The organism is Mesorhizobium sp. M7A.F.Ce.TU.012.03.2.1 (assembly GCF_004006095.1).
In the GTDB taxonomy this organism is placed as follows: domain Bacteria; phylum Pseudomonadota; class Alphaproteobacteria; order Rhizobiales; family Rhizobiaceae; genus Mesorhizobium.
Window position 1 is genome coordinate 1,573,301 of record NZ_CP034779.1, and the last position, 26,073, is coordinate 1,599,373.

The following is a 26,073-nucleotide window of genomic DNA, read 5'->3' on the forward strand; positions in this document are numbered from 1 at the left end:
TTTATGCTTTTCAAATCTAAGAAGATTTGGAGCGGGTGAAGCGATTCGAACGCTCGACCCCAACCTTGGCAAGGTTGTGCTCTACCCCTGAGCTACACCCGCTCGCGCGGCGTCTTGGCCGCAAGCCGGGCCTATATGGCTGAAGAGCGCGGCGATTGCAACAGGGAAATCGCAGGCTTTTTGCGACACGATGCGCGGGGCCGGCAAGCCGCCGGCGGGCGCGTGAGTGGCGGGCGGCGGGGCGCCAGCGCGAAGGGCGGTGCCGCTCACCATGATGTCGCATGACGGTCTTGTGTCGGCTGCCCCATTGGCCGTAAACGGCTGGCTTGAGAAACGGGACGAAACCGATGCCGAAGACCGAAGCCGATTTGATGGCCTTTCTTGCCGAACTCGGCATTGCCACGTCGACGAAGCGCCACCCGCCGCTCTATACCGTCGCCGATTCGCAGGCACTGCGCGGCGAGATCGCCGGCGGGCACACGAAAAACCTGTTCCTGAAGGACAAGAAGGACAATTTCTTCCTGGTCACCGTCGGCGAGGACGCGGTCGTCGACCTGAAGCAGATCCACCAGGTGATCGGCGCCGCCAGCCGGGTTTCCTTCGGCAAGCCGGAGATGCTGATGGAGCTGCTCGGCGTCACACCGGGCGCCGTCACGGTCTTTGGCGTCATCAACGACACGGCAAACAGGGTCAAGCTCGTGCTCGACGAGGATTTGATGGAGCATGCGGTGATCAATGGGCATCCGCTGACCAATGAGGCGACGACATCGATCGCGGCGTGCGACCTGATCAGATTCGTCGAGGCAACCGGGCACGATGCTGCTATCTTGAAAGTCTCCATGTGATCGCCACATGGATGGCTTGAGTCAGATGGTCTGAAGCATAGGGCGCCTGGCCGCCGGCCGGCGGCGCCACGGAAGGGTAGAGAGATGAGCGACAACAATCCGTTCGGCGGCTCCTTTGGCGGCAATGGCGGCCAGTACACCACCTCGGTACAGTATGGTGGAGCCGCGCCGGCGCCGGCGAAAGTCGCGCTTGGCGATGCGCCCGCCGCTCCCGCCGACGTGATCAAGGACACGACGACGGCTGCCTTTGCCGCCGATGTCATCCAGGAATCGCGCCGGCAGCCGGTGCTGGTCGATTTCTGGGCGCCCTGGTGCGGGCCTTGCAAGCAACTGACGCCGCAGTTGGAGAAGGCGGTCAAGGCCGCCGGCGGCAGGGTCAAGCTGGTCAAGATGAACATCGACGACCATCCCTCGATCGCCGGCCAGCTCGGCATCCAGTCTATCCCGGCGGTCATCGCCTTCAAGGACGGCCAGCCGGTCGATGGCTTCATGGGCGCCATCCCGGAGAGCCAGATCAACGAATTCATCACCAAGGTCGGCGGCAAGGGCAACGGCGCGCCGCCAGTGGCCGAAGCCCTGGCCGCGGCCATTGAGGCCCGCGCCGCCGGCGACATGCAGACCGCGGCCGACATTTATGACGCTATCCTGGCGCAGGCGCCGGAGACGATCGAGGCGATCGCCGGACTGGGCGAACTGTTGTTCGACGCCGGCGACACGGAAGGCGCCGAGGCGCTTTTGGCAACAGCCCCGGAGGCCAAGAAGGATGCGCCGCCGCTGGCAGCCCTGCGCGCCAGGATGGCGGTTGCGGCGCAGGCGGCGGCTCTCGGCAATCCAGCCGAGTTCGAGCGCCGGCTGGCGGAAAATCCCGGAGATCACCAGGCGCGCTTCGATCTGGCCATGATCCAGAACGCCAACGGCGACCGTACGGCCGCGGCCGACAATCTGCTGGCCATCATCAAGGCCGACCGGGCCTGGAACGAGGACGGCGCCAGGACGCAATTGCTGCAGCTGTTCGAGGCCTGGGGCATGACCGACGAGGCGACGCTGGCGGCGCGCCGCAAATTGTCGGCGCTGCTGTTCTCCTGAGCCGGCTGCCGGTTGTTTTGCCGCACGGGCTTGGCGTCGGCGACGACTGCGCCAGATTAGCTGGTATGACGCGCTTCTGGTGAAGCGATCGGAGGAATATGGTGCAAGCGGGAAACGCGCATTACCGGCTCGCCAAGGATTTGCCGTCGACGATCCCGATCTTTCCGCTCGAGGGTGCGCTTTTGCTGCCGGGAGGCCGCATGCCGCTCAACATCTTCGAGCCGCGCTATCTGCAGATGGTGGACGAGGCGATTGCCGGCTCGCGGCTCATCGGCGTCATCCAGCCCAGTCTCGATGGCGCCTTGCGCGGCGATGGCGAGCCGGAGCTCTGCAATGTCGGTTGCGCCGGGCGCATCATCGCCTTCTCCGAAAGTGGCGACGGCCGCTACCTGATTTCGCTGCAGGGCGTGTGCCGGTTCCGCATCGCTCACGAATTGACGGTCAAGACGCCGTTTCGCCAGTGCAAGCCCGCGCCTTTCCTTGCCGATCTCGACGAGGATCAGGCGGACAACGAGATCGACCGGCCATCGCTGCTCAAGGCATTTCGCGCCTATCTGCAGGCCAACGATTTGGAGGCCGACTGGGAAAGCGTCAGCCGCGCCGAAAATGCCATGCTGGTCAATGCGCTGTCGATGATGGCGCCCTACGGGCCGGCCGAGAAACAGGCGCTGCTCGAAGCAGCCGACCTGAAGACCCGGGCGGAGACGCTGATCGCCATCACCGAAATGGCGCTGGCGCGCGAGAATGAGGATTTTGGCTCGAGTTTGCAGTAAGAGGGCGCGATGGCGGACGGACGTGACGGGAAGAAGGTCGACCCCAAGCTGCTGGAACTCTTGGCCTGCCCGCTGACCAAGGGGCCGCTGGCCTGGGATCCAGAGCGCGGCGAACTGATTTCCAGGGTCGCCAAGATTGCCTATCCGGTGCGTGATGGCATCCCGATCATGCTGCCCTCCGAGGCGCGGACGCTTTCGGTGGAGGACGTGCTCGCCCCGCCGCCGCGCTTGGGTGGGTCGGGCTGAGGGGCACGTTTCTTATACCCGCCAATTTGCCGAAGGCTGGCGGGACAGCGGGGAGCGCGAAGGATCGCCGACGTCCGCTTTCGTTCCGCCCTTGGCATGGCCTTGCCTACTGAAAATTGCGCCCCTTGGGCATGACCCTTTCCGCTTCTTCCGACAGCGTTGCGAGATCCTGCCGGATCGGTGCGCTTTGTTTGGCGGGGCTGGAGCGATCCGAACCGTCCCTGGCGAGGTCTCCCGGAGGAACCGCTGGCGCGGCCCCGCTGACCTTCTCCAGAAGCACGGTCAACCAAGGCGTCAGATCCTCGATCCTCTCGGCGACGATGTGGACCACGCCCGATTCCGACTGCAATTTTCCGGTGACCTTGACGAACCGGGCGCCCATGACGATCGGCCGGTAACGGTCGAAGGTCCTTTGCCAGAAGATGACGTTGGCCACCGCCTTGTCGTCCTCCAGCGTCAGGAAGATCGCATTGCCCTTGCCGGGGCGCTGCCGCACCAGCACGAGGCCGGCGACGGAGACGCGCCTGCCGTCGCGCACGGAAGGCAGGTTCGCATTGGGGATGACGCCGGCGCGGTCGAGCCGCTCGCGCAGGAAGGCGACCGGATGCGCCTTCAGCGACAGGCCGAGCGCGCGGTAATCATGGATGACATGCTCGCCGAGCGGCATTTTCGGCAGCTTCGTCTCAGGCTCCAGCTCGCGCAGGCGAAGCGCCGGCTGGTCGAACAGCGGCAGCCTTTCGGCGGCGCTCTTGCCGTCGAGCGCGCGCACCGCCCACAAGACTTCGCGACGATCAAGGCCGAGCGAACGGAAGGCGTCGGCCTGCGCCAACCGCTCGATCTCGCCGACATCGAGGCCGGAGCGCAACCAGACATCCCGGACGGATACGTAGCCTGAGCCGCGCTGTTCGACGAAAGCCGCCATGCGCTCCTTCGACAGGCCCTTGATCTGGCGGAAGCCGAGCCGGACGGCATGCTTCGTCTCGATGACGCCGCGCATCTCGGCATGGCGTGGGAGGATGCGGGCCGGATCGAACGGCGCCTTTTCCAGCGTGCAATCCCACACCGAAAAATTGACGTCGACGTCGCGAATGTCGACGCCATGGTCGCTTGCGTCGCGCACCAGCTGGGCCGGCTGGTAAAACCCCATCGGCTGCGAATTCAGGATCGCGGCGCAGAACACGTCGGGATAGAAGGTCTTGAACCAGCAGGAGGCATAGACGAGCAGGGCGAAGGAAGCGGCATGGCTTTCGGGAAAGCCATATTCGCCAAAGCCCTCGATCTGCTTGAAACAGCGCTCGGCGAAGTCCTTCGTGTAGCCCTTGCCGACCATGCCATTGATCATACGGTCGCGGTAATTGCCGATGGTGCCGGTGCGCTTGAAGGTGGCCATGGCGCGGCGCAGTTCATCGGCCTCGCCCGGTTTGAAACCACCGGCAACGATGGCGATATTCATCGCCTGCTCCTGGAACAGCGGCACACCAAGCGTCTTGCTGAGGATCGCCTCCAGCTCCGGTTTTTGATACTCGGGTTTTTCCTTGCCTTGCCGGCGGCGCAGATAGGGGTGGACCATGTCGCCCTGGATCGGGCCCGGCCGCACGATCGCCACCTCGATGACAAGGTCATAAAAGGTTTTCGGCTCAAGGCGCGGCAGCATCGACATCTGGGCGCGCGATTCGATCTGGAAGACGCCGAGCGTATCGGCGCGGCAGATCATCTTGTAGACCTGCTTATCTTCCGGCGGCAGGGTGGCCAGCACATAGGGCTGCCCATAGTCATCCCGCGCATTAGGATAGTGATCCGTGAGCAAGGTGAAGGCGCGTTGCAGGCAGGTCAGCATGCCGAGCGCCAGCACGTCGACTTTCAGGATCTTCACCGCGTCGAGATCGTCCTTGTCCCATTCGACCATCTTGCGCTCGTCCATCGCCGTCTTGACGATGGGCACGATCTCGTCGAGCCGGTCCCTGGTTATGACGAAGCCGCCGACATGCTGCGACAGATGGCGGGGGAAGCCCATGATCTCATTGGCACGCTCCATCACGTGCCTCGACACCGGATCGGTGCGGTCGAGGCCGCCGGCGCGGGCTTCCTTCTCGCCAAGCTCCGATGTCGACCAACCCCAGATCGAGCCGGAAAGCGATGCCCTGACATCCTCGGACAGGCCCATCGCCTTCGACACTTCGCGCAGCGCCGAACGGCCGCGATAGCTGATGACGGCGGCCGCAAGTGCCGTGCGCTTGCCGCTGTATTTCTCGTAGATGTACTGGATCACGGTTTCGCGCTTTTCGTGCTCGAAATCGACGTCGATATCCGGCGGCTCGTTTCTCTCCTCGGAAATGAAGCGCTCGAAGAGCGAATCGATTTTTTCCGGTCCTACTTCGGTGATGCCGATGCAGAAGCAGACGACCGAATTGGCGGCCGATCCACGTCCCTGGCAGAGAATATCCTTGCTGCGCGCGAACTTGACGATGTCGTAGACAGTCAGGAAATAGCGGGCATAGTTGAGGCGTTCGATCAAAGCGAGCTCTTCGTCGATGCGCCTGGTCACCGAATCCGGCACACCCGCCGGATAGCGGTTGGCCGCTCCCTCCCGCGCCAGCCGCTCCAGTTCAGCCTGTGGGCCAAGACCCGATTCCGTCGGCTCGTCCGGATAATTGTACTGAAGGTCGCTCAACGAAAAGGTCAGTTCTTCCGCAAACCGCAGCGTCTCGGCCAGCGCTTGCGGATGCCTGCGGAACAGGCGGGCCATCTCCATTGGCGGCTTCAGATGACGCTCGGCATTGGCGCTGAGTTGCAGCCCGACCTCGGCGACGGGCGTGTTGAGGCGGATCGCGGTCAGCACGTCCTGCAGCGGGCGCCGTTCGGCCGTGTGGTAGAGAACGTCGTTGGTCGCCATCAGCGGAATACCGACGCTCTCGGCAAGCGCCGCGGCCTGCTCGATGCGGAAACGGTCATTGCCGGCGTAGTCGGGCGAAACGCCAAGCCGCAGGTTCCTGCCGAAGCGGCCTTTGAGGTCTCCAAGCAGGGGAAGACTATCTTCCGCGCCCGCCGACAGACCGGGCAGGACCGCCAGCGACATCAGGTCACCCCATTCGAGGAGGTCGCCGCGCTGGAGAAGGGTGGCGCCTTTTTCGTTCTCGTCGCGCAGATTGGCTTGGGTAAGCATGCGGCACAGATGTCCCCAGCCCTTGCGGTCCTGGGGATAGGCGAGGATGTCCGGCGTGCCGTCGCCGAAAACCAGCCGGCAGCCGGGGTGATAGGAGAGCTTTTCGACCTTGGCCTGCTGCCAGGCGCGCACCACGCCGGCCACCGTGTTGCGGTCGGCAAGCCCGATCGCGGAGAAGCCCAGGAGCTTGGCCGCGACCACCAGCTCCTCCGGCTTGGAGGCGCCGCGCAGGAAGGAGAAATTCGACTGGATGCCGAATTCGGCATAGGGGATGACGGTCAGCGCGTTCATGCGAAGACACCATGCATGAACCAGCGCGGCGGTACCTGCGTGTTGCCGTAAAGACCTTGCCGGTAGAGCCAATAGCGGCGGCCATCGGCATCCTCGATGCGGAAATAGTCGCGCGTCGATGCCGCCTCGTCGCTTGGCGCTTCCCGCCACCATTCGGCGGCGATGCGTTCCGGCCCTTCGGCGCGCGTGACCCGGTAGAGCGCGCGCCGCCAGCGGAAGTGCAGCGGTGGTCCTTCCGGCATTTCAGTGGCCGGCACATCGATGGGTTCGGGCGAGCGGAACAGCCGGATTGGCCGTTCCGGCGGAAAAATGGTTTGTGGCGCCTGCAGCCTGCCGGGCTTTTTCGGCGGCGTGGTCCGGCGCGGCGCTTCGGTGAAGGGGATCGTGGCGACGGCGCGCTCCGGCAGATGGCTCTCGACCGCGACCGGCCGGAGAACCGCGCCCTCGCCGAGCCGGGCGCGGATGCGGTCAGCGAACAGCGCGATATCGGCGCCATCGTCGATCGTTTCACCAGTCAGATCAGCCTGCTGCATGTCGAAGGTGGCGGCCGCCAACACCGAGAGCCGCACCAGATCGAAACCATAGCCGGCATCGATATCCTGCTCGAGCGCGGCCAGCCTCTCATGGAACAGTTTCTGGATCAGCATGGGTTCGCGCATCGGCCGCGAGGTGCCGATGGCGATGCGGCTGACGGCGCCGTCGACGCGAAAGAGCAGCAGCGCCAGCGTCCTGGCACCCTCGCCGCGGCGTTCGAGGTCGGTTTTCAAGGTCGCCGCCAGCATGCCCACCAGCCGTTCGATGTCCTCGGTCAGGGTGACGGGTTCGGCGAGGTGGCGTTCGACCGAAAGCGGCGCGACGGGAAGGCGCGGCGACACCGCTTCGTCGAGACGGCCAAGCGCCTGGTCGAGGCGCAGGAGCAGCAAGGCGCCAAAGCGGCGGGCGAGCGGCGCGCGCGGTGCCGCCATGACGGCGCCCGCCGTGCGCAGGCCGACGCTTTCCAGGCTGGTGCGGGTCGCCGGCTCGATGCGCAGTGCGGCCAGCGGCAGGGGTGCCAGCAGCGCTTCCTCCTCGCCTGACACAATGATGCGGTCACTGCAAAAGCGTGCCGCCGCCCAGGCCGCGCCCGGTGTCGCGGCAAGCCCGGCTCGGACATCGAAACCCTGATGGAAGAAGCGCGACAGGATCTCGTCCAGCATGGCGCGTTCGCCGCCGAACAGATGGGTGCAGCCGGTGACGTCGAGAAACAGGCCGTCCGCGCCATCCAGCGCCACCAGCGGGGTGTAGCGGTCGCACCAGTCGGCAAGGCCTTCGAGCAGACGGCGGTCGGCTTCCGGATCGGCCTCGACGATGTCGATCGACGGATGCATGGCGCGCGCATCGGCAATGCCCATGTCGCGCTTCAGGTGCAGGGCCTCAGCCCGCTCGTCGAGGGCCGAGATGCGCTGCGCGTTGCGGTCTCGATGGCTGATCACGAGCGGCGGGTGAGAGGGGTGATCCGACGGCCGGGAACGCCAGGACCGCCCCAGACGCTGGCGCAGGACCCTTTCCGCCGCCAGATAGGGAAACCACAGGGACAGGATTCTTTGGCCGGTTTCTTTCCCCACCTGCTCCTTCGTCGCCCGCTCTTTCGTCGAATGCGCGTTCATCGGGGTTCCACTCCAGTGTGAATTGTCCAGGCAGGGCCGTGCGGCTCTTGCCGATGGTGAGGATGAAGGCCGGGCGGTCGATCGAACCGGCCAGCGGCCCGGCGATGGTGTCGCGCGGTGTTGCCGGCGCCGATGCGACGATGAGGCGGACGGGTGCCGCCGTCGGTTCGGGTTCGGCCGCCTGCCGCAGCAGGAACACCGGGCGGCCGGCCGCTTGCGCCCTTGCATGCAGCCGGCGTGTCGCGGTCAGGTCCAGCCGCTGCGGATTGCCGCGGACTTCCAGGATGACCGCGGCCAGCGCCGTCATCCGGGCCGCCTCCTCGGCGACCCACAGCGCATCGACAAGCTTTGGCGCCTCGGTAAACAGCAATTGCTCCGGCCCGATGCCGAACGAGGCGTGAAGCCCCCTTGCATAGGGAAAGCCTGCCTCGCGGAAGATCTCCGATGTGCCGATCCACAGCACCGGCAACCCCGGCGTTTGCTTGAGGATCAGGCTGGTGAGCGACAAAGCGAAGCCGGCGACGGCCCCGGCATCGCGGGTTTCGCTGCCATGGATTTCACTCAGGGCGGCCTTCGGCAGGCCGCCGCTCAGGGCGGCGTCGAGGCGCTCGACGCCAATAGGCAGGAACGCATCCGGCAACGCCGCGGCAATGCCACGCCGGACGATTGTGAGATCGGTGTTGACGTCAGCATCAAGGGACGCGGCGGCCGGCGCAGCCAAGCGCTCGGGCAGCGTTCCCTCGATTTTCGCGATCTGGCGGCGCAGGGCAAAAACAGTCTCCCGCGCCACGGCGGTCATCGCCATGACGGTCAGCTTCCACTCACAATTGTTCCTGTTATGTTCCTATAGATTCCAGAGGCCACGGGAAGAGTCAAGCGGAGTCATGGGGAATTTATTCCTCTCCGCATGGATGGCGCAGGCGCATCGGCCCGTTCATTTGCCGATTCCGGTGCGAAAGCCTATATGCCGGGATCAAAGGACAAAGCATGGCCCGCATCTACAAGACCCGCACTTGGCACGACGAACTCTCGCCCTCGATGGACGAAATGGAGTTCCTGGCGCTGGAGGCGTACGCCCATCTGCCGGAGGATTTCCGCAAGCTGACCGGCGAGATCGTCATCCAGATCGCCGAGTTCCCGACCGACGAGATCATGGACGATCTGTCGCTGGAAACGCCCTTCGACCTGCTTGGCCTGTTTGAGGGACGCGGCATCGCCGAGCGCTGGAACCCGCAGACCGGCGAGGGCCCGAACCGCATCACGCTCTACCGCCGCGCCATCCTCGACTACTGGTCAGAGAACGAGGAGACGCTGGGCGACATCGTCACCCACGTGCTGATCCACGAGATCGGCCATCATTTCGGCCTGTCGGACGATGACATGGAGAAGATCGAAGAGGCGGCGGAATAGCGCTCAGATGACGGAAGCAGAATTCGCCGACCGGATCGATTGCAACTGGCCGTATCACGACATTCCACAAAGCCGGGAACTGATCGAAACCGCCGTCGGGATTTCACCGAATGCCGCTTTCCTCGCACTTGGTGAGCTTTGCCATCTGCCCGCAAGTGCTGCCGTCGAACCGGCCACTCTCGTTGCCCTGGTCGACTTTTGGCTATCCGAATTCGACCACCCGATGGCACCTATGACAGCGGAATGCGCGATCTCCATGATTGAACGCAAGCGGTTGCCGGTTCCTGAAATCCTTACGAGAATGGATTCCGTCTCCGGCTATCCCGGTCTCCTTGCAGCGCTATCGATCCTCTATTTCGGCTGCGATGACGTCGAGGGCCGCGCAGACGCACGGTTCAACGAAATCAGAGCCGCCTGGGAAAATCTGGCGTAGCCGGTTAGCTGATCAACCAGGCCTTTTGAGGTTTCGCCTCAGAGGTTGGTCATTCGGCTGATGAAAAGATGCAGCGCCTTGCGCACGGCGAGCGATGGCGGCTCGGACGGATGCCACTCCGGAAAATGACCATCAACCACCATTCGTGCCAACCCATAGACAAAGGCACGCGCGGCAAGAACCAGATGATCGAAGTCCGCGTTCGCAGCCAACTGACCCTGCCGCTGCGCCTGGGTCAGCAGGTCGATCATCTTCCGGCGAATGGCCTCATTCTGACCGCGAAGACTGTCCGACGCGTCGAAATCAATCAGCGTTCGGGAACTGATGATCTGGAAATGCGTGGGATTGCCGATCGCCCATTCCAGATAGCCTTGTCCGATTGCTTCGAAGGCCACGATGGGATCCGCGCTGTCGACTTCTGAAAGTGCATTGGCAACGGCCTCTGTCAGCCGGTTCATGGCTTGTTCGGCGACCGCGGTCAGCAGCGCTGTTTTCGACTGAAAATGCCGGAAGGGCGCGCCGGGCGAAACGCCGGCCCGCTTTGCGGCTTCGCGCACGCTCACATTGTCGGGGCCGCCTTCCTCGACAAGCTGGATTGCAGCATCGATCAACGTGTCGCGCAAATTGCCATGGTGGTAGCCGGTGCGGCGAGCCGTCTTGGCTTTTGCCATCTCTTTTCCTTCATTCCGTAGAGCTGCTTCACGCGTCCGTAGCACGATCCGCGATTTATGTAATCGCTGTTTACAATGCAGGTAACAGAATGTAATCAGTGATTACAGATGGGACCCGAACAGGCCTGCGGTCTTCGCGGGCTCCCCGTTTTCCCTGAATGAGGAGACGAACATGTCTGCCAGAACCGCCGAACCCCGCCGCCCGCAATCGTTGATTTCGCTGAGGAGTCCAGCCGAAGAACCTCAGCACAAGGAGAATCTCACGACTGTCCAGTCGAGCGCGGCTGTGCCCAGCGTCACGCTTTATCGGCTTGCCGCCGTCGCCGGGGTGGGAAGCGCGCTTATTCTTGTGGTTAACGCGGCCAAACGCAGCGCGCTCATCGCGACCACCGATCTGACACAACTTCTCGCGCCAGTCGCCGAGATATTGGCGCTTGGTCTTGTCGTCGGCCTGTTTCTCGCTTTTGGCCGGCGCGCGGGCCTGTTCGGCATCATCGCGTTTGTCATCAACTTCGTTGCATTGGCAAGTTTGGTCGGTGTGGAAGTGGTGATCAATCTGGTATTTTCGAAACTTCCGCTGACAACCATCGTCGAGCTGCGCGCCGGCCCTCTCGGACTGGCTCTGGTCGTCAGTTCGTTCCTTTTTCTGCTTGGGACGCTGGCGTTTGTAATATCTCTTGTGGTTGCAAGAGGCGTTCCGCGCATTCCACTCGCCCTCTATCTCATTGGCGCGGTGCCTATCGCGCTCCGTGCGTTCGTGCCGGAGTGGGCCCTTGACCTGGGTTTGGTGACGCTTGCGACAGCGATCGCCTGGCTGGCCGGCTGGCTGTGGATGCGAGCGGAGCCTACCAGTCGCTGAGCTTGGTATCGGGCCCGTATTCCTGGCCGTCGACATCCTTGACCACGGCCTGGCCGCAACGCATCGTTTTGGCTTTCTTGTCGTAGGCGTAGGTCGGCGAGCCGAACAGGTGCCAGCCCTTGTTCAGCGCCGCTGTCACCTTGTGGCAGAAGCTGGCATCGTCCGGAGCGGACAGAAAGCGGTAGAGTTTCATTGTTCAATTCCTGTCGTGAGTAGCCATAGCTCGCTCGCATCCATCGAGCATTTATGACCCGATGGCGGCTGCCTTCGCCAGCAGTTTTTCGGCCTGCGCCAGGTGCAGCCGCTCGACCATCCTGCCGTTCAACGCGATCACGCCCTTGCCGGCATTCTCGGCGAGCGCGAAGGCTTCCTTCACCGAGCGCGCCTCGGCCACCGCTTCCGCGGACGGCGCGAAGGCGAGGTTCGCGGCTTCGATCTGGGCCGGGTGGATGAGGCTCTTGCCGCCGAAGCCCATGGCCGCGGCTTCCGCGCATTCCTGGGTGAAAGCATCGAGGTTGCGAAAATCGTTGGAGACGCCGTCGAGCATGTCGATGCCGCCGGCACGCGCGGCCAGCACCATCTGCATCAGCCATGGCACGAGGTAACGTCGGTCAGGCGTTGCCAGAATGCCGGTCTCCTTGACCAGATCATTCGTTCCGGCAACGAAACAATTGAGCCGCGAGGCCGGATCGCGGCCAAGCTCGGCGATGGCGCCGATGTTGAGCAGCGCCTTGGGCGTCTCGATCATCGCCCATAGTTTCACGCTGTCGGGAGCGAAATTGTCGTCAAGCACATCGCCGGCCTCGAGCAGGTCGCGCGGCGTGTCGACCTTGGGCAACAGGATGCCGTCGGCCTCGCAGCCTGCGGCAGCCAGCAGGTCGTCGGCGCCCCATGCGCTGGCCAGCGCATTGATGCGCACGACCATCTCGCAGCGTTCGTTGGGGCGATTGGCGAAAATGCCGGCCAGTTTTGCGCGGGCGGCGATCTTGTCGGCCGGGGCGACGGCGTCTTCCAGGTCGATGATGATTGCGTCGCAGGCAAGCTGCGCGATCTTGGCCAGGGCCTTGTCGTTGGAGGCCGGGACGTAGAGCACCGAGCGGCGCGGGCGATAGGTTTCCATGGGTGATCTATGCCGCTTGTGGGTGGGTGAGGCAAGCGGGCAGGGCTGTGACCCCACCCTCCCCCTTGTGGGGAGGGTCGCTGCGAAGCAGCGGGGTGGGGGTGGGCGCCAAGCCCCCAACCCGGACCTGCGGTCCGACCCCCCACAAGGGGGAGGTGGAAGCTCGGCGCCCCTCTTCGCGCCCCTGCGCGAAAACTGCACAGGCCTGCGGAAAACCTCCTCCGATCCGCCCCATCCTCTCCCCGCCCGCCTGACAAACAAGCGGCATGCAAAAGCGAGCAGAACCCCGATGGTCCCTGCCTTGCCGGCTGCGCCGCGAAGGCTGGTGGCTGGCCGATGCGCCGCGCGCGTGTCCCGTCGCAACCCTCATTCCCTTTGTCCGCAAGAGCCCGCCGGCAACCCGGCGGGACGCCATCAGGAAAGCCCGATCATGACAGCGTTGCTCTGCGCCGCGCCGAGCTATTGCAGCCGCTTCGGTGTCGCCATCCTCCTGGCAGCACTTGCGGATTTCCTGTTCTACGGCCAGCCCGCCGGCATCACGGTTTTCCTGTTTGCCCTGCTGATTGCCGCCGCGGTTGTCGCCGTGCATCCGGCGGCTTTCAGCGACGGTCGCGTCTGGCTCAAGCCCATCGCCTTGCTTGTCGCGCTGCTGCCGCTGGCTGAAAACGTCAGCACCCTGTCGGTTTCGATCGCGCTGGCGGCGCTGACCGTCTTTGCCCTTTCGCTGAGCGGGCGGCTGCGGCACAGCATCGCCCGTATTGCCGGGCAGATCGTGCTGTTCGGGCTGGCGGCGCCGTTCCGCTTCGCCAATGATTTCGTCCGCTGGCGCAGGACGGCGCGGCGGTTCGGCCGGCGGCGCATCCGGCTGGCGGCGATCGCTGTCTGGGTGATGCCGCTGACGCTGGGCGCGGTCTTCCTGGCGCTGTTCGGCGCCGCCAATCCGGTGATCGACTACTGGCTGTCGCTGATCGACCTCATGAGGCTGCTCGATCTTATCCAGCTGGCGCGGATTGCCTTCTGGCTGTTCGTGCTCGCCGCTGTCTGGGCTTTTCTGCGACCGCGCCTGGTTCGCCGCATCCCGCGCGCGGCGCCGGCCGTCAGCGCTCAAGCCGACAAAACCGCCACCACCATCGAAGACATCCTGTTCGGCAAGGCCGCCATCCTGCGCGCCCTGATCGTCTTCAACATCCTGTTTGCGCTGCAGACGGCGCTCGACGCCACCTATCTGTGGGGCGGGGCCGCCCTTCCCGACGGGCTGAGCTACGCCTCCTACGCGCATCGTGGCGCCTATCCCCTGATCGTCACCGCGCTGCTTGCCGCCGGCTTCGTGCTGGCGGCGCTGCGGCCAGGCAGCGAGACATCGGCCGATCCGCTTATCCGCCGGCTGGTCTATGCCTGGGTGGCGCAGAATATCATGCTGGTCATTTCGTCGATCCTGCGGCTCGACCTCTATGTCGGCATCTATGCATTGACCTACTGGCGCGTCGCCGCCTTTGTCTGGATGGGGCTGGTCGCAGCAGGCCTTGCCCTGATCATTGCCCGCATCGCGCTTAGAAAATCCAACGAATGGCTGCTCTCCGCCAATCTTCTGACGTTATCCCTGACGCTTTATGCCGGCTGTTTCATCAATTTTGCAGCGACGATCGCCAACTACAATGTCGACCATTCCCTCGAAATGACCGGCCAGGGCATTCCCCTAGACGCCTGGTATCTTCACTCGCTCGGTCCGGGCGCGTTTCCCGCACTTGATCGCTTCCTCGAGCAGCAGGGCAAGACGGCGGCCGCCGGCACTGTCCGCGAACTGGCTGGCGTGCGCGGCAGCGACGAAATCTGGTATCGAACTATCCAGCAGAACTGGCGGGCCTGGAGCTTTCGCGACTGGCGGCTGCTTCGATATCTCGACTCCAAGGGGCCGTTCGTGATTCCCTCCGCTATCGAACCTTCCATGCCGGGCCGCTGATCCATGCCGCATCACATCCTCGTCGCCGACGATGACCCGCACATCCGCGAGGTGATCTGCTTTGCGCTGGAAAAGGCCGGCATGAAAACGACAGGCGTGGCCGACGGTGCCGCCGCCCTGCAGGCGATCGGCCGCCGGGCGCCGGATCTTGTCGTGCTCGACATCGGCATGCCGGAGATGGACGGGCTGGAGGTCTGCCGGCGGCTGCGGCACACATCCGATGTGCCGGTGCTGTTCCTGTCCGCGCGCGACGAGGAGATCGACCGCATCCTCGGGCTCGAAATGGGCGGCGACGACTATGTGACGAAACCATTCAGCCCGCGCGAACTGGTCGCCCGCGTCAACGTCATCCTGCGGCGCGCCCGCCCGGCGGCGTCCGAGCCGGTCGACAACAGGCAGTTTTCGCATGGCAAATTGGCTCTGGCGCCGGCCAGTCACGCTGCCAGCTTCGACGGCAAGGCGCTTGCCCTGACGGGGATCGAATTCTCGATCCTGAAGGGATTCCTGGCGCGGCCCGCGCATGTGCTCGACCGCGACGCGGTGATGGCCAGCGCCTATGCCGCAAACATCCATGTCGCCGGCCGCACCGTCGACAGCCACATCCGCAACATCCGCGCCAAGCTGGCAGCAGTGGGTTGCCCTGACGTTATCGAGACGGTGCATGGCGTCGGCTTCCGGCTCGGCCGATGCGGCTGACGACTTCGGGCAAATGGATCGGCCGCAAGTGGCGGCCACGGCTTGCCACGGTCGTCGTCGCCATCCTGATCATGGTGATGGCCCTGCCATTGGTCGGCTTGTTCTTCTTCCGCCTCTACGAGAACCAGCTGATCCGCCAGACCGAAGCGGAGCTGATCGCGCAAGGGGCGGCCATCGCCGCCATCTATGCGCAGGATGTGCGCGACGCCGGCATTGCGGCGGACAAGCTCGGCGCGCCGATGCCGGGGCCAGGCGGGGATTCAAGCCGAAGCGTCAATCCGGGCCCGCTGTACAAGCCGATCGAGCCGCAACTCGATCTCGCCTCCGACTATGTGCTGCCGACCCGGCCGGCGGCGATCGCTGCCACCGCCGATCCTGCCTTCGCGGCGATCGGTGCGCGCCTGTCCGGTATTCTCGACGCCACGCAGAAAACCACGCTGGCCGGCTTCCGGCTGCTCGATCCCCGGGGCGTCGTCATTGCCGGGCGCGGCGAGGTCGGCCAGTCGCTCAGTGCGGCCGAAGAGGTGCGCACAGCACTTGCCGGTCACTATGCCAGCGCGCTCAGGCTGCGCATTCCCGACCAGCCGACGCCACCGCTCTATTCGGTCAGCCGCGGCACCAAGGTGCGTGTCTTCGTCGCCCTGCCGGTCGCTGTCGGCGGCCAGGTCGCCGGCGTGGTCTATGTGTCGCGGACGCCGAACAACATCATCAAACATCTCTATGGCGAACGCGGCAAGGTGACGTTGGCGGCGATTGCCATAATCGGCGGCACGCTGCTCATCGGCCTCATCTTCCTGCGCACCGTCAGCCGACCGATCTATGCGCTGATCGACCGTACCGAGCGCATCGCCGCCGGCGACCGCACGGCGATCCGGCCGCTCGACCATCACGGCACGCGAGAGATGGCGGAGCTGTCCGCGGCCTTCCTCGATATGGCCGAGAAGCTTCAGGCGCGCTCGGACTCAATCCAGACTTTCGCTACCCATGTCTCGCACGAGCTCAAATCGCCGCTGACGGCGATCCAGGGCGCGGCGGAACTGCTGCGTGATTCCGGTGCGGCGATGGATGATGAAGAGCGGCGGCGCTTCTCCAACAATATTGTCACTGATGCGGGACGGCTCAACCTGCTGGTACGGCGGCTGCTCGATCTGGCGAAGGCCGAAAATCTTGCACCCAGCGGCGAAAGCACATCGATCGGTGCGGCGCTGGCGCTGCTGCCCGTCGACAACAGGCTGGCGGTTAGAATCGGGGCCGGCGGCGACATCAGATTGCGCATATCGGCCGAGAACGCGGCTATCGTGCTGGCCAATCTCATCGACAATTCGGCCAGGCACGGCGCGACGCAGGTGTGGGTCTCCGCTACGAGCGCCGACGGTAAGGCAAGCATCCTGGTCAGCGACGACGGCGCCGGCATTTCGCCCAGCAACCGGGCGCGCATTTTCGAGCCGTTCTTCACCACGCGGCGCGAGCAGGGCGGCACCGGCATGGGGCTTGGCATCGTGCTGGCCCTCCTGAAAGCGCATGATGGTATGATCGCGCTGGTTGACAGCGAACGCGGCACGCGCTTCGAGATCATTCTGCCGGTGGCGTGAAGGACACTATCGGCCGGATCGGAGAGAACATGCGCTACGACATCGTCATCATCGGCGGAGCCATCGTCGGCTCCTCGGTCGCCTACTATCTGCGCGAGCAAGGGTTTTCCGGCACGATCGCGCTGGTCGAGCGTGATCCGCAATTCGCGCATGCGGCAACGACGCTGTCCATGGCCTCGATCCGCCAGCAATTCTCGATCCCGGAAAACATCCGCCTGTCGCAGTTCACGCTAAAGCTGTTCCGGCGGCTGAAGGAAGAGTTCGGCGCCGACGCCGATATCGGCTTTCGCGAAGGCGGCTACCTCATCCTTGCCGGCGAGAACGGCTTGCCGATCCTCAAGAGCAATCACGAGGCGCAGATGGCTGAGGGCGCCGACATCGTGCTCGAGGATGCCGACCAGCTTACGCGCCGGTTCCCGTGGCTGTCGACCGAGGGCATTTCAGCCGGCGCCTATGGCCGCACCGGCGAAGGCTGGTTCGACGCGGATGCGATGCTGACGCTGTTCCGCAAGGCGCTGCGGCAGAAGAAAGTCGATTTCATCACCGCCGATGTCACCGCCATCGCGCGCGATGGCAATCGCGTCACCGGCGTGAGCCTCGGCAATGGCGAGACGCTGGAGGCTGGCATCGTCGTCAACGCCGCCGGCCCGAACGCCGGCAAGGTGGCTGCCATGGCCGGGCTTGAGCTGCCGGTCGAGCCGCGCAAGCGCAATGTCTTCGTCTTCGAGGCGCGCGAGAAATATGCCGATATGCCGCTGCTGGTCGATCCCTCCGGCATCTATGTCCGTCCGGAAGGCTCGGTCTACCTCACCGGCGGCGCCGAACCGGAGGAAGGCGACTGCGCACCCGATCCCGGTGACTTCGAGGTAAACTGGCCGCTGTTCGAAGAGGTGATCTGGCCGGTGCTGGCGACCCGCATTCCCGCCTTCGAGGCAATCAAGCCGACCCGCGCCTGGGCCGGCCACTACGACTACAACACGCTCGACCAGAACGCGGTGATCGGCCCGCATCCCGAAGTCGGCAATTTCCTGTTCGCCAACGGATTCTCCGGCCATGGCCTGCAGCAGGCGCCGGCGGTCGGCAAGGCGCTGGCCGAACTGATCGTGCATGGCGGCTATCGCACGGTGGATTGTTCGGCGTTCGGGTACGGTCGAGTCGCGGAAGGGCGGGCGTTCCGGGAATTGAATGTGATTTGAGCGTTGGCGTTTCCTTCTCCCACAGGGGGAGAAGGAAAGGCGCGCTTCTCTCGTTCCCCAACCAGAGAGACCTCAGCCCTTGCGGTCGAACCAGAAGGCATCCGCCATGCGCTTCATGCCGATACGTTCGTAGAAGCCTACGGCATCGGGCATGGAGATCAGGCTGATGGCGACCGACGGTCCAAGCTGCCGGCGCGCCTCGTCCGTCAGGCCCTTGCCGATGCCGAGCCCCTGTGCCGATCGGGAAACGGGGAGTTCGGAGATGTAGCAGACCCAGGAGAAGTCGGTGATGCCTCTGATCACGCCGACCAGCGGCTTGCCTTCGACGTCGAGACGCGCGGTCAGCACCAGATTGGCGCTCGACAGCATCGCCCGCAGCCGTGCTTCATCATCGACCGGCCGTGTCTCGCCGAGGCCGGATTCGACCAGCACACGCCGGAATTCGGCGATGTCGAGCGCGGGTTCGCTGTTATAGAGGACGTGTGCGTTTTCTGCCATGGCCGCCAGACTGCACCATCGGGCTGGCTTGTGCCACCGTGCACGAACAGTTGCCTTTTATTTGCTGCCGGCTTTGTGTAAACCGTGCCTCAGCAATCCCCCCGCAACGAAAACACGGGCAAAAGCCATGGAAAAGTTCACCAAGCTCACCGGCGTCGCCGCTCCGATGCCGATCGTCAATGTCGACACCGACATGATCATCCCGAAGGATTACCTCAAGACGATCAAGCGCACCGGGCTCGGCACCGGCCTGTTCGCCGAAATGCGCTACAAGGATGACGGCTCGGAAAATCCGGATTTCGTGCTCAACAAGCCGGCCTACCGCAAGGCGCAGATCCTGGTTGCCGGCGACAATTTCGGCTGCGGTTCCAGCCGCGAGCATGCCCCATGGGCGCTGCTCGACTTCGGCATTCGCTGCGTCATCTCGACCTCGTTCGCCGACATTTTCTACAACAACTGCTTCAAGAACGGCATCCTGCCGATCACCGTCAGCCCCGAGGATCTCGAGAAGCTGATGGACGACGCCTCGCGCGGCTCCAATGCCACAGTGTCGGTCGACCTCGAAGCCAAGGAAATCCGTGGTCCCGACGGCGGTGTCGTCACCTTCGACCTCGACGATTTCAAGCGGCACTGCCTCTTGAACGGGCTCGACGACATCGGCCTGACCATGGAGAAGGCCGGCGCCATCGCGTCGTTCGAGAAGCGCAACGCCGAACAGCGCCCCTGGGCCTGAGCGGTACACACTCCAGGCGGAGGCCCGGCCGCTCTCAGGCCTTCGTTGCGCCGGGTTCGTTGCGATTGAGTGGAGGGACAGTCATGACACGTTTGCTTCTTGCCGGCGTTTGCGGGCTGGCCTTGTTGCTAGGGCAAACCGTGAGCGCGTTTGCGCAGACACAGGCACCCGCCACCCAGCCGGCCCCGGCGACGGACCAGCCGTCCGCCGATCAGGGGACGAACGCCGCCGACGCTGCCGATGACGACAAGCAGGCGCCCGTCCCCTTCGAGGGCGGCACGCTGACCATCACCCAACCGGAACAGGACGGTGAGAAGGTGCTTGCCTATGACGGCAAGCAGCTGGCCACCAACTATGACGTCTTCTTCGACAAAATAGTCGAGGTCGGCGGCGTCAAGGTGGCGCTGTTCGATGTCGGCGACGGCGGCAACCAATGCGGGCCGGCGACGGTGATCGTCTGGAAACCGGAAGGCGGCACCATCCAGAGCACCACGGTCGAGCAGGACCAGTGCGGCGCGCCGCCCTCGGCGGTGTCCGACAACGCCATCTATTTCGTGCCCTATCTGCTGCCGGGGGATGAGAAGCCGGCTTTGCAATGGTCGCCGACCGATGGGCTGACGATTTCGGGCAATCTGACCTACATGCCGGAACCCGGCACGGACTGGAAAGACATCGATCCGGAAAAGTACCAGAACATCATCGACGCCTTCCACAACGAGGCCGTCTACAAGGAAGCCGAAAAGCTGCTCGGCAAGGACATGCCCGACATGGCGACCAGCCTGCTGGTCGGCGGCGGTACCGAAAAGGCCGCTTCGGGCGCCTTCTACGCCAGCGGCTGCGTGCCGCATAATTGCGGCGGCAATGACGGCTTCATGGCGGTCGACCCGGCCCAGCACAAGCTCTATTTTGCGCGCCGCGGCGACAATGGCCAGCCGCAGGCGTGGCCTGATGTAGCGACATGGCCGGCGGATGTGAAGGCGGCGTTGGACAAGGCGCTGGGGAACTAGACGCGGCAGCGACCACCACGCCTTCGTCATTCTCGGGCTTGACCCGAGGATCCATGCCGTGACGGTTGTCGGAGGGCGCGGCGGAGCAGAATTCTGAACCGCTGCAACGCTTTGAAGTCGCGGCATGGATCCCTTGGGCTGCGGAGCAGCTCCAGGGGTCTGCGCCGCGTCGCTTCGCTCCTTGCTTCGCCATAGGATGACGAAGACGCCAGGGTTCGGCTAATCTCCACCGTCCTAGCTCCGGCTCGTGGCAACAATTGGTGGCCTCTGGCCCATGACCCGCCCTACCCTTTTCCGGCAAAATGGCCACCAAATCCTGCGAGGCCCCATGCGCAAACTCATCTCCACCGGTTCGCCGTTCGAAAAGACCGCCGGCTATTCGCGTGCAGTGGTGCAGGGCGACTGGTGTTTCGTGTCCGGTACGACCGGCTACGACTATGCGACGATGACGATGCCGGAGACGGTGGAGGCGCAGACGCGCAATTGCCTGGCGACGATCGGCAAGGCGCTTCAGGACGGCGGCTTCGAGATGGCCGACGTGGTGCGGGCGCATTACTACATCACTGACCAGGCCTTCGTGGACGTGGTCTTCCCGATCCTCGGCGAGACGTTCGGCGACATCAGGCCGGCGGCGACGATGATCGTCTGCCAGCTCAACAGATCGGAAATGAAGATCGAGATCGAGGTGACGGCGTTGCGGCGCACGGAATGAAAGGCGACCGACGATGAAAGTCCGGCGCATCGTTGCCAATATCGAGACATCGGATGCCACTGCGGCCAAGCGTTTCTATCAGGATGTCCTCGGCCTCGATGTGCTTATGGACCTTGGCTGGATCGCCACCTACGGCTCGCAAGCAAAGATGGATGTCCAGGTCAGCTTCATGGTGCAGGGCGGCTCCGAAACGCCGGTGCCGGATCTTTCGATCGAGGTCGATGATGTCGATGCGGCGTTCGATGCCATGAAAGCGGCGGGCTTCGCCATCGAATACGGACCGGCCGACGAACCCTGGGGCGTGCGCCGCTTCTATGTCCGCGATCCGTTCGGCTGGCTGGTCAACATTCTCTCGCATCGGTGAAGGCAAGGCGCTGCAATTTGCGGGAGGCTGGCGGGGCAGAGGGGAGCGCGAAGGATCGCAAACGAACGAGGTTGTTCTTGATCGCTGCGTTACTCCTTGCGCACAACCGGCTTGGCGTTTAGCAAGGCCGCGGTTCAAATTCTTTCCAGGACGGTTCCTCCATGGCAACGAAGCATCTTTTCCTGCTCCCCGGTGACGGCATCGGTCCCGAGGCCATGGCCGAGGTCAAGAAACTGATCGCGGTCATGAACGACAAGCTCGGCAGCGGTTTTGCCACCGATGAGGGGCTGGTCGGCGGCTGCGCCTATGACGCGCATGGCGCGGCGATCTCCGATGCCGACATGGAAAAGGCGATGGCGGCCGACGCAGTGCTGTTCGGCGCCGTCGGCGGTCCGAAATGGGACGCGGTGCCCTACGAGGTGCGCCCTGAGGCCGGCCTGCTGCGCCTGCGCAAGGACATGGAGCTGTTCGCCAATCTGCGCCCGGCCATCTGCTATCCGGCGCTGGCGGCGTCCTCCTCGCTCAAGCAGGAGGTGGTCGAGGGTCTAGACATCCTCATCGTGCGCGAGCTGACCGGCGGCGTCTATTTCGGCGAGCCCAAGCAGATCATCGATCTCGGCAACGGCCAGAAGCGCGGCATCGACACGCAGGTCTACGACACGTTCGAGATCGAGCGCATTTCGGGCGTCGCCTTCGAACTGGCACGCACGCGCAAGAACCACGTCACTTCGATGGAAAAGCGCAATGTGATGAAGTCGGGCGTGCTGTGGAACGAGGTCGTCACCCAGACCCACAAGGCGCGCTATTCCGACGTCAAGCTCGACCACATGCTGGCCGATGCCGGCGGCATGCAGCTGGTGCGCTGGCCAAAGCAGTTCGACGTCATCGTCACCGACAATCTGTTCGGCGACATGCTGTCCGACATCGCCGCCATGCTGACCGGCTCGATCGGCATGCTGCCGTCGGCCTCACTCGGCGCGCCTGACGTGAAGACCAAGAAGCGCAAGGCGCTGTACGAGCCGGTGCACGGCTCGGCCCCCGACATCGCCGGCAAGGGCATCGCCAACCCGATCGCCATGATCGCGTCCTTCGCCATGTGCCTGCGCTATTCCTTCGGCATGGTCGAGGAAGCCGACCGCGTCGAAAGCGCGATCGCCGCTGTGCTCGACGCGGGCCTGCGGACGAAAGACATCATGTCCGATGGCATGACCGAGGTCGGTACGGTTCAGATGGGCGACGCGATCATCGCCAAATTCCTGGGCTGATACCGTGACGGTCGACGTCCGCTGGGCGACGATCGAGGACGCCGCGGCACTCGCGGCCATATTGTGCGAGATGGCTGTTCACTACCGGCAGCCACCTCTCGATGCCGACCGGGCCCTGTCTGCTGCACGCAAATGGCTTGGCGAGGAAAGCCCGGCCTATCCGCATTTCGCGCTCGCCTTCGTCGACGGCGAGGTCAGCGGCCTGGCGTCGGTGGCGATCGCGCATCCCGGTATCGATCTTGAGCGGCTGCTGTTCCTCAAGGATCTGTTCGTGCGCGACAAAGCCCGCAACGCCGGCGTGGGCCGGGCGCTGATCGGCTTTCTCGCCGATCATTGCCTGCGCGAAGGCATCGGCCGCATCGACCTGACCACCGAGGACTGGAACGAGGGCGCACTGCGCTTCTACGACCGGCTTGGCGCCGAACGCCACGGCCAGAAGGTCTTTCTCAGGCTTTCGGGCGAGGCGCTGAAAAGCGGCTAGCTCCTGACGCCTGCCGGCACTGGTCCCCAAGGGTTTTCGCCCACCTGGGACGGCAGAAGTCCGAAGACCAGCAAGGCAATGCTGCCAATGGGAGTGATGAAGCCCAGCAGTGCAAACCAGCCGCTCAGACCCGCGTCATGCACACGCCGCACGACGAGGGCAATCGACGGCAGGATCAATCCCGAAAAGAAAACCAGCAAGGGTATGAGCCCTATGGCCCTCATCGGCGTCCTGTCCGCATTGGTTTTGAAGCCATTGAACGCTAGGTCAACGAGTATTCCGAAGCCTAGAAGCGCCAATATCCCGAGGGTGTAGAATAGCCAGAAGGCCCAGAATTCCTTGCGGCGGGCGCGGCCTTTGAAATTGCTATAGTCTGCAATTATCGCGCGCCAGAAGTAAGCCCACAGACCCGTGGAATAGGCGGGCCTGCTCTCGGCCGAACGGCGGGGCTGCCGTGGCTGGCCCGTGCTTGGCGATGGCGCTGTCGGGGTGACGGCGACTATATCGTGCGCCGTACCGTCATCCGGTTGAAACTCGACAAGGGTGCCCCTGACGAGGGTCACTTCATGGCTCACACCGTCACGAGCAAAAATATAACGCTTGCTGTCGATTCCGTCGATGTAGCCGTAGTCCTGATCCTGATCGTAGTGGAATATCGTGCCACGCATGTTTCTCCCCCGCGTTGCGCAAATACTACCCAAGGTTGTTTATGATTGCAATACACGTGGCGGCTAAATCCTGACGCCCGTAGGCACCGGCCCCCACTGGTTTTCCCTGGCCTGCGTCGGGATCAGCGCGAAGACCAGGATGATCAGGCTGCCGATGGTCGGGATCAGGATCAGCAGGCAGAGCCAGCCCGACAGGCCGATGTCGTGCAGCCGGCGCACGATCATGCCGAGGCTGGGAAGGAGTGTCGCCAGCAGGAACGTGCCGAACAGCCCGACCGTTATCGCGCCCGAGATATCACTGTCGAAACCGCCCATATCCATATCGGTGTACAGGCCGATGCCGCCGATGATCAGCAGGCACACCGTCCAGAACAGGCAGTAGCCCCAATACTCCTTACGGCGGGCGCGCCCGCCGAAATTGAAATAGTTTTGCGTCACGCCACGCCAGAAATAGCCCCAGAGATCGCTGGGCTCGGCTGTCTCGGAAGACCGACCGAAATGCTGCGTAGGAGATGGGGCCGCTGCAGGCGGAACGCTGGCCTGGGCCGGTGCGGCCTTGATGCTGGGGTCTGCGGCCGCCGGAGGGGCGGTCGCAGCAGCGATCGAAAAGACGTCGCGCGCTTGGTCGCCGCCCGGCTGGAACTCGACGGCCGTGCCGTTGGGCATGGCGGTTTTCCGGCGCAGGTTCTCGCGGGTGAAGGTGTAACGGTTGCCGTCGGCTCCGGTGATGAAGCCAAAACCGTGGTCCTCGTCATAGTGAAGCACTTCGCCGCGCATTTGCCACCCCCGCTCGCCACGTCCCGACCGAAGGTGGCACAGGGCCGAGCCGATGGGCAAGCCGTGGCTACCCTCTTCGCGGCAAATGAAGCATAAGGCATCGAGTGCAACCGCCTTCGACAGAAGCAGAACATGACAGTCGAGAGTCCTGACAGTAAAACCGTGATTGAAGATGGAGGGGAAAGAAGGCCTCCCAGGCTGGCCATCGACGCCACCGGCCTGACGTTCTGGTCGTCCGGCCAGGGACTTGTCGGCATCCCGCGGGTGGAAAGCTTTCTCGTCAGCGCAGCCCTGGCCGATCCCGACCCTAGCGTGGAGGTGGTGGCGTTCCGACCGTGGGAAGGTCGGTTTCGCCCCCTCGCTCCTTTCGAGCAGGACCATGTGGCGACGGGCGAGATTTCACCCTGGCGCCTCAAACGATGGCCTGGGAGACGCACGGCGATGTCGCAGGCCCTCGAAGCGGTGAGGCAGCAGCCATGGGGCAAGCGCGACGCCGACCGCCATCTCGCCAAGACGGTGACCCATGGCCGCAAAGGGATTGCCTATCAGGCGACGAGGCTGCTGATCAGGGCCTATCGTCTGTACCAGCGGGCGCGGATCCAGTCGGCCCCGCGTCAGGTTCCAAGCCAACCGAACGAGACCGAACGCGGCTTTGTCCTGATCAGCCATCACATTCTGACCGGGGATGACCGAACCGCCGTCTCGGGGCGCGCCGGTGGCCTTGCGTTTCTTTGCCACGATCTCATCCCGACACTGCGCCCCGACATGGTTGGTATGAGCCCTGGCGAGGCTCGCTACGGGTCATATCTCGAGCACCTCGTGCGTTCCGGCGCGCCGGCATTTTGTGCATCCGACGAAGTTGGTGCGACGCTGACCGATCATATGCAACAGGCAGGCGTCACGCAGCCGGTGGTATACCGGTTTCCGATGCCGTCCATCCTGTACGAGACGGCTTCGCGCATCGGCCAGACTTCGCGCATCGAGGCCGACGAGCCGTTCGTGCTCTATTGCTCGACCATCGAAGTGCGCAAGAACCACATCCTGCTGGCACGGATATGGCAGCAGGCGCTCGACGAGGACGTCAAGCTGCCGCGGCTCGTCTGCGCCGGGCGCTGGGGCTGGATGATCGATCCGCTGCGCGCCTATCTTAAGGCTCATCCGAGACTGCTCGAGCGGGTTACGTTCACCGGAGCGATCAGCGATGAGGAGCTCATCCGATATTATCGCAGCGCTTCCTTCGGCGTCTTTCCCTCGTATATCGAGGGCTGGGGCTATGGCGCCTCGGAATGTCTCGATTTTGGCATTCCGGTCATCGTCTCGACCGCGCCGTCGCTGATCGAGGCGAGCGGCGGGCTGATGCCGGCGATCGATTCCAATGACCAGGCCAGCTGGTACGCTGCGATCCGCAGGATGGCGGAAGACGCGGACTGGCGCTCATCGCTGACGGAACGCATCGCAAAGCAGCATCGCCCGACGCCGGCATCGGCCAGCTGGGCTGCCATCAAGGCTGGCCTGCAGGCAAGCGCTTCCCTCCGGCCGAAGTCCTAGAGCAATTCTAGGAAAAGTGTGAAGCCGTTTTCC

The 26,073-nt window shown here is 64.0% G+C and carries 27 protein-coding genes and 1 tRNA gene; 18 read left to right on the top strand and 10 right to left on the bottom strand.

Translation table 11 applies throughout. The annotated features are described in order from the left end of the window. Positions 1–27 precede the first annotated feature (27 nt). A tRNA-Gly gene (locus EJ079_RS07590) sits at positions 28–102 on the bottom strand. Positions 103–347: 245 nt separating this feature from the next. Here EJ079_RS07590 and EJ079_RS07595 point away from each other — a divergent pair. From EJ079_RS07595 to EJ079_RS07610, 4 genes are all read left to right on the top strand, one after another. Beyond that, positions 348–845, top strand: a complete 498-nt coding sequence (locus EJ079_RS07595; protein ID WP_127808650.1) for a prolyl-tRNA synthetase associated domain-containing protein — start codon at positions 348–350, stop codon at positions 843–845. An 84-nt stretch (positions 846–929) separates the two neighbouring features. Then, positions 930–1,931: a thioredoxin gene (trxA, locus tag EJ079_RS07600; RefSeq protein WP_127808651.1), complete on the top strand. Its 1,002-nt coding sequence runs from the start codon at positions 930–932 to the stop codon at positions 1,929–1,931. Between the two features lie 101 nt (positions 1,932–2,032). Further along, positions 2,033–2,704, top strand: a complete 672-nt coding sequence (locus tag EJ079_RS07605) for an LON peptidase substrate-binding domain-containing protein (protein ID WP_023810888.1) — start codon at positions 2,033–2,035, stop codon at positions 2,702–2,704. Positions 2,705–2,713: 9 nt separating this feature from the next. After that, a complete protein-coding gene (locus EJ079_RS07610) occupies positions 2,714–2,950 on the top strand; it encodes a Trm112 family protein (protein WP_127381787.1) in 237 nt (78 codons plus the stop codon). A gap of 106 nt (positions 2,951–3,056) precedes the next feature. Here EJ079_RS07610 and EJ079_RS07615 read toward each other — a convergent pair whose 3' ends face one another. The 3 genes from EJ079_RS07615 to EJ079_RS07625 are packed head-to-tail and all read right to left on the bottom strand — an operon-like array spanning position 3,057 to position 8,855. After that, positions 3,057–6,404 (bottom strand): error-prone DNA polymerase, encoded by a 3,348-nt coding sequence (locus EJ079_RS07615; protein ID WP_127808652.1) that lies wholly within the window; start codon positions 6,402–6,404, stop codon positions 3,057–3,059. Next, positions 6,401–7,876, bottom strand: a complete 1,476-nt coding sequence (locus tag EJ079_RS07620) for a DUF6504 family protein (protein WP_127808653.1) — start codon at positions 7,874–7,876, stop codon at positions 6,401–6,403. Before EJ079_RS07620 ends, EJ079_RS07615 begins: the two co-directional genes overlap by 4 nt. Further along, positions 7,818–8,855, bottom strand: coding sequence for a hypothetical protein (locus EJ079_RS07625; RefSeq protein WP_127808654.1), 1,038 nt, complete (start codon positions 8,853–8,855; stop codon positions 7,818–7,820). Before EJ079_RS07625 ends, EJ079_RS07620 begins: the two co-directional genes overlap by 59 nt. Positions 8,856–9,037: 182 nt before the next feature. Between EJ079_RS07625 and EJ079_RS07630 the strand changes: the two genes are divergently transcribed. Beyond that, the gene (locus EJ079_RS07630) at positions 9,038–9,460 is read left to right on the top strand and encodes a metallopeptidase family protein (RefSeq protein WP_023763026.1); all 423 of its coding nucleotides are present in this window, start codon (positions 9,038–9,040) and stop codon (positions 9,458–9,460) included. 7 nt (positions 9,461–9,467) lie between these two features. Further along, complete coding sequence (locus tag EJ079_RS07635; RefSeq protein WP_127808655.1) at positions 9,468–9,893, top strand: hypothetical protein; 426 nt, start codon at positions 9,468–9,470, stop codon at positions 9,891–9,893. A 38-nt stretch (positions 9,894–9,931) separates the two neighbouring features. Here the strand turns inward: EJ079_RS07635 and EJ079_RS07640 are convergent, their stop codons facing one another. After that, a complete protein-coding gene (locus EJ079_RS07640; protein WP_245481827.1) occupies positions 9,932–10,609 on the bottom strand; it encodes a TetR/AcrR family transcriptional regulator in 678 nt (225 codons plus the stop codon). A 127-nt stretch (positions 10,610–10,736) separates the two neighbouring features. Between EJ079_RS07640 and EJ079_RS07645 the strand changes: the two genes are divergently transcribed. Next, the gene (locus EJ079_RS07645; protein WP_210214656.1) at positions 10,737–11,423 is read left to right on the top strand and encodes a hypothetical protein; all 687 of its coding nucleotides are present in this window, start codon (positions 10,737–10,739) and stop codon (positions 11,421–11,423) included. Here the strand turns inward: EJ079_RS07645 and EJ079_RS07650 are convergent. Both EJ079_RS07650 and EJ079_RS07655 read right to left on the bottom strand, forming a co-directional pair. Further along, positions 11,410–11,616, bottom strand: a complete 207-nt coding sequence (locus tag EJ079_RS07650; protein WP_127808656.1) for a DUF1737 domain-containing protein — start codon at positions 11,614–11,616, stop codon at positions 11,410–11,412. The genes EJ079_RS07645 and EJ079_RS07650 overlap by 14 nt on opposite strands. Positions 11,617–11,667: 51 nt before the next feature. Then, positions 11,668–12,543, bottom strand: a complete 876-nt coding sequence (locus EJ079_RS07655; RefSeq protein WP_127808657.1) for a CoA ester lyase — start codon at positions 12,541–12,543, stop codon at positions 11,668–11,670. Positions 12,544–12,973: 430 nt separating this feature from the next. Between EJ079_RS07655 and EJ079_RS07660 the strand changes: the two genes are divergently transcribed. The 4 genes from EJ079_RS07660 to EJ079_RS07675 are packed head-to-tail and all read left to right on the top strand — an operon-like array spanning position 12,974 to position 17,987. Beyond that, a complete protein-coding gene (locus tag EJ079_RS07660; protein WP_127808658.1) occupies positions 12,974–14,503 on the top strand; it encodes a DUF4173 domain-containing protein in 1,530 nt (509 codons plus the stop codon). 3 nt (positions 14,504–14,506) lie between these two features. Continuing rightward, positions 14,507–15,199 carry a response regulator transcription factor gene (locus tag EJ079_RS07665; RefSeq protein ID WP_127808659.1) on the top strand — a complete coding sequence of 231 codons (693 nt, stop codon included), beginning with the start codon at positions 14,507–14,509 and terminating at the stop codon, positions 15,197–15,199. Then, positions 15,190–16,791, top strand: a complete 1,602-nt coding sequence (locus tag EJ079_RS07670; RefSeq protein ID WP_127808660.1) for an ATP-binding protein — start codon at positions 15,190–15,192, stop codon at positions 16,789–16,791. Before EJ079_RS07665 ends, EJ079_RS07670 begins: the two co-directional genes overlap by 10 nt. A gap of 29 nt (positions 16,792–16,820) precedes the next feature. After that, positions 16,821–17,987, top strand: coding sequence for an FAD-binding oxidoreductase (locus EJ079_RS07675; protein WP_127808661.1), 1,167 nt, complete (start codon positions 16,821–16,823; stop codon positions 17,985–17,987). Positions 17,988–18,059: 72 nt separating this feature from the next. Here EJ079_RS07675 and EJ079_RS07680 read toward each other — a convergent pair whose 3' ends face one another. Next, a complete protein-coding gene (locus EJ079_RS07680; protein WP_127808662.1) occupies positions 18,060–18,485 on the bottom strand; it encodes a GNAT family N-acetyltransferase in 426 nt (141 codons plus the stop codon). Between the two features lie 127 nt (positions 18,486–18,612). Here EJ079_RS07680 and leuD point away from each other — a divergent pair, with 127 nt between their 5' ends. The 6 genes from leuD to EJ079_RS07710 all read left to right on the top strand — a co-directional run bounded on the left by leuD (position 18,613) and on the right by EJ079_RS07710 (position 23,047). Continuing rightward, the gene (gene leuD / locus EJ079_RS07685; RefSeq protein ID WP_023810900.1) at positions 18,613–19,218 is read left to right on the top strand and encodes a 3-isopropylmalate dehydratase small subunit; all 606 of its coding nucleotides are present in this window, start codon (positions 18,613–18,615) and stop codon (positions 19,216–19,218) included. 83 nt (positions 19,219–19,301) lie between these two features. Further along, complete coding sequence (locus EJ079_RS07690) at positions 19,302–20,225, top strand: hypothetical protein (RefSeq protein ID WP_127808663.1); 924 nt, start codon at positions 19,302–19,304, stop codon at positions 20,223–20,225. Between the two features lie 328 nt (positions 20,226–20,553). Continuing rightward, positions 20,554–20,937 carry a RidA family protein gene (locus EJ079_RS07695; RefSeq protein ID WP_127808664.1) on the top strand — a complete coding sequence of 128 codons (384 nt, stop codon included), beginning with the start codon at positions 20,554–20,556 and terminating at the stop codon, positions 20,935–20,937. Positions 20,938–20,950: 13 nt separating this feature from the next. Next, on the top strand, positions 20,951–21,301 hold the full coding sequence (locus tag EJ079_RS07700) for a VOC family protein (protein ID WP_127808665.1): 351 nt from the start codon (positions 20,951–20,953) through the stop codon (positions 21,299–21,301). Between the two features lie 161 nt (positions 21,302–21,462). Next, complete coding sequence (leuB, locus tag EJ079_RS07705) at positions 21,463–22,566, top strand: 3-isopropylmalate dehydrogenase (RefSeq protein ID WP_127297862.1); 1,104 nt, start codon at positions 21,463–21,465, stop codon at positions 22,564–22,566. A gap of 4 nt (positions 22,567–22,570) precedes the next feature. Beyond that, on the top strand, positions 22,571–23,047 hold the full coding sequence (locus tag EJ079_RS07710) for a GNAT family N-acetyltransferase (RefSeq protein WP_127808666.1): 477 nt from the start codon (positions 22,571–22,573) through the stop codon (positions 23,045–23,047). Here the strand turns inward: EJ079_RS07710 and EJ079_RS07715 are convergent. Continuing rightward, the gene (locus EJ079_RS07715; protein ID WP_127808667.1) at positions 23,044–23,715 is read right to left on the bottom strand and encodes a DUF805 domain-containing protein; all 672 of its coding nucleotides are present in this window, start codon (positions 23,713–23,715) and stop codon (positions 23,044–23,046) included. The two genes, EJ079_RS07710 and EJ079_RS07715, sit on opposite strands and share 4 nt — an antisense overlap. 63 nt (positions 23,716–23,778) lie before the next feature. Then, positions 23,779–24,492 (bottom strand): DUF805 domain-containing protein, encoded by a 714-nt coding sequence (locus tag EJ079_RS07720; protein ID WP_127808668.1) that lies wholly within the window; start codon positions 24,490–24,492, stop codon positions 23,779–23,781. Positions 24,493–24,624: 132 nt separating this feature from the next. Between EJ079_RS07720 and EJ079_RS07725 the strand changes: the two genes are divergently transcribed. Further along, the gene (locus EJ079_RS07725) at positions 24,625–26,040 is read left to right on the top strand and encodes a glycosyltransferase (protein WP_127808669.1); all 1,416 of its coding nucleotides are present in this window, start codon (positions 24,625–24,627) and stop codon (positions 26,038–26,040) included. Positions 26,041–26,073: the final 33 nt, after the last annotated feature.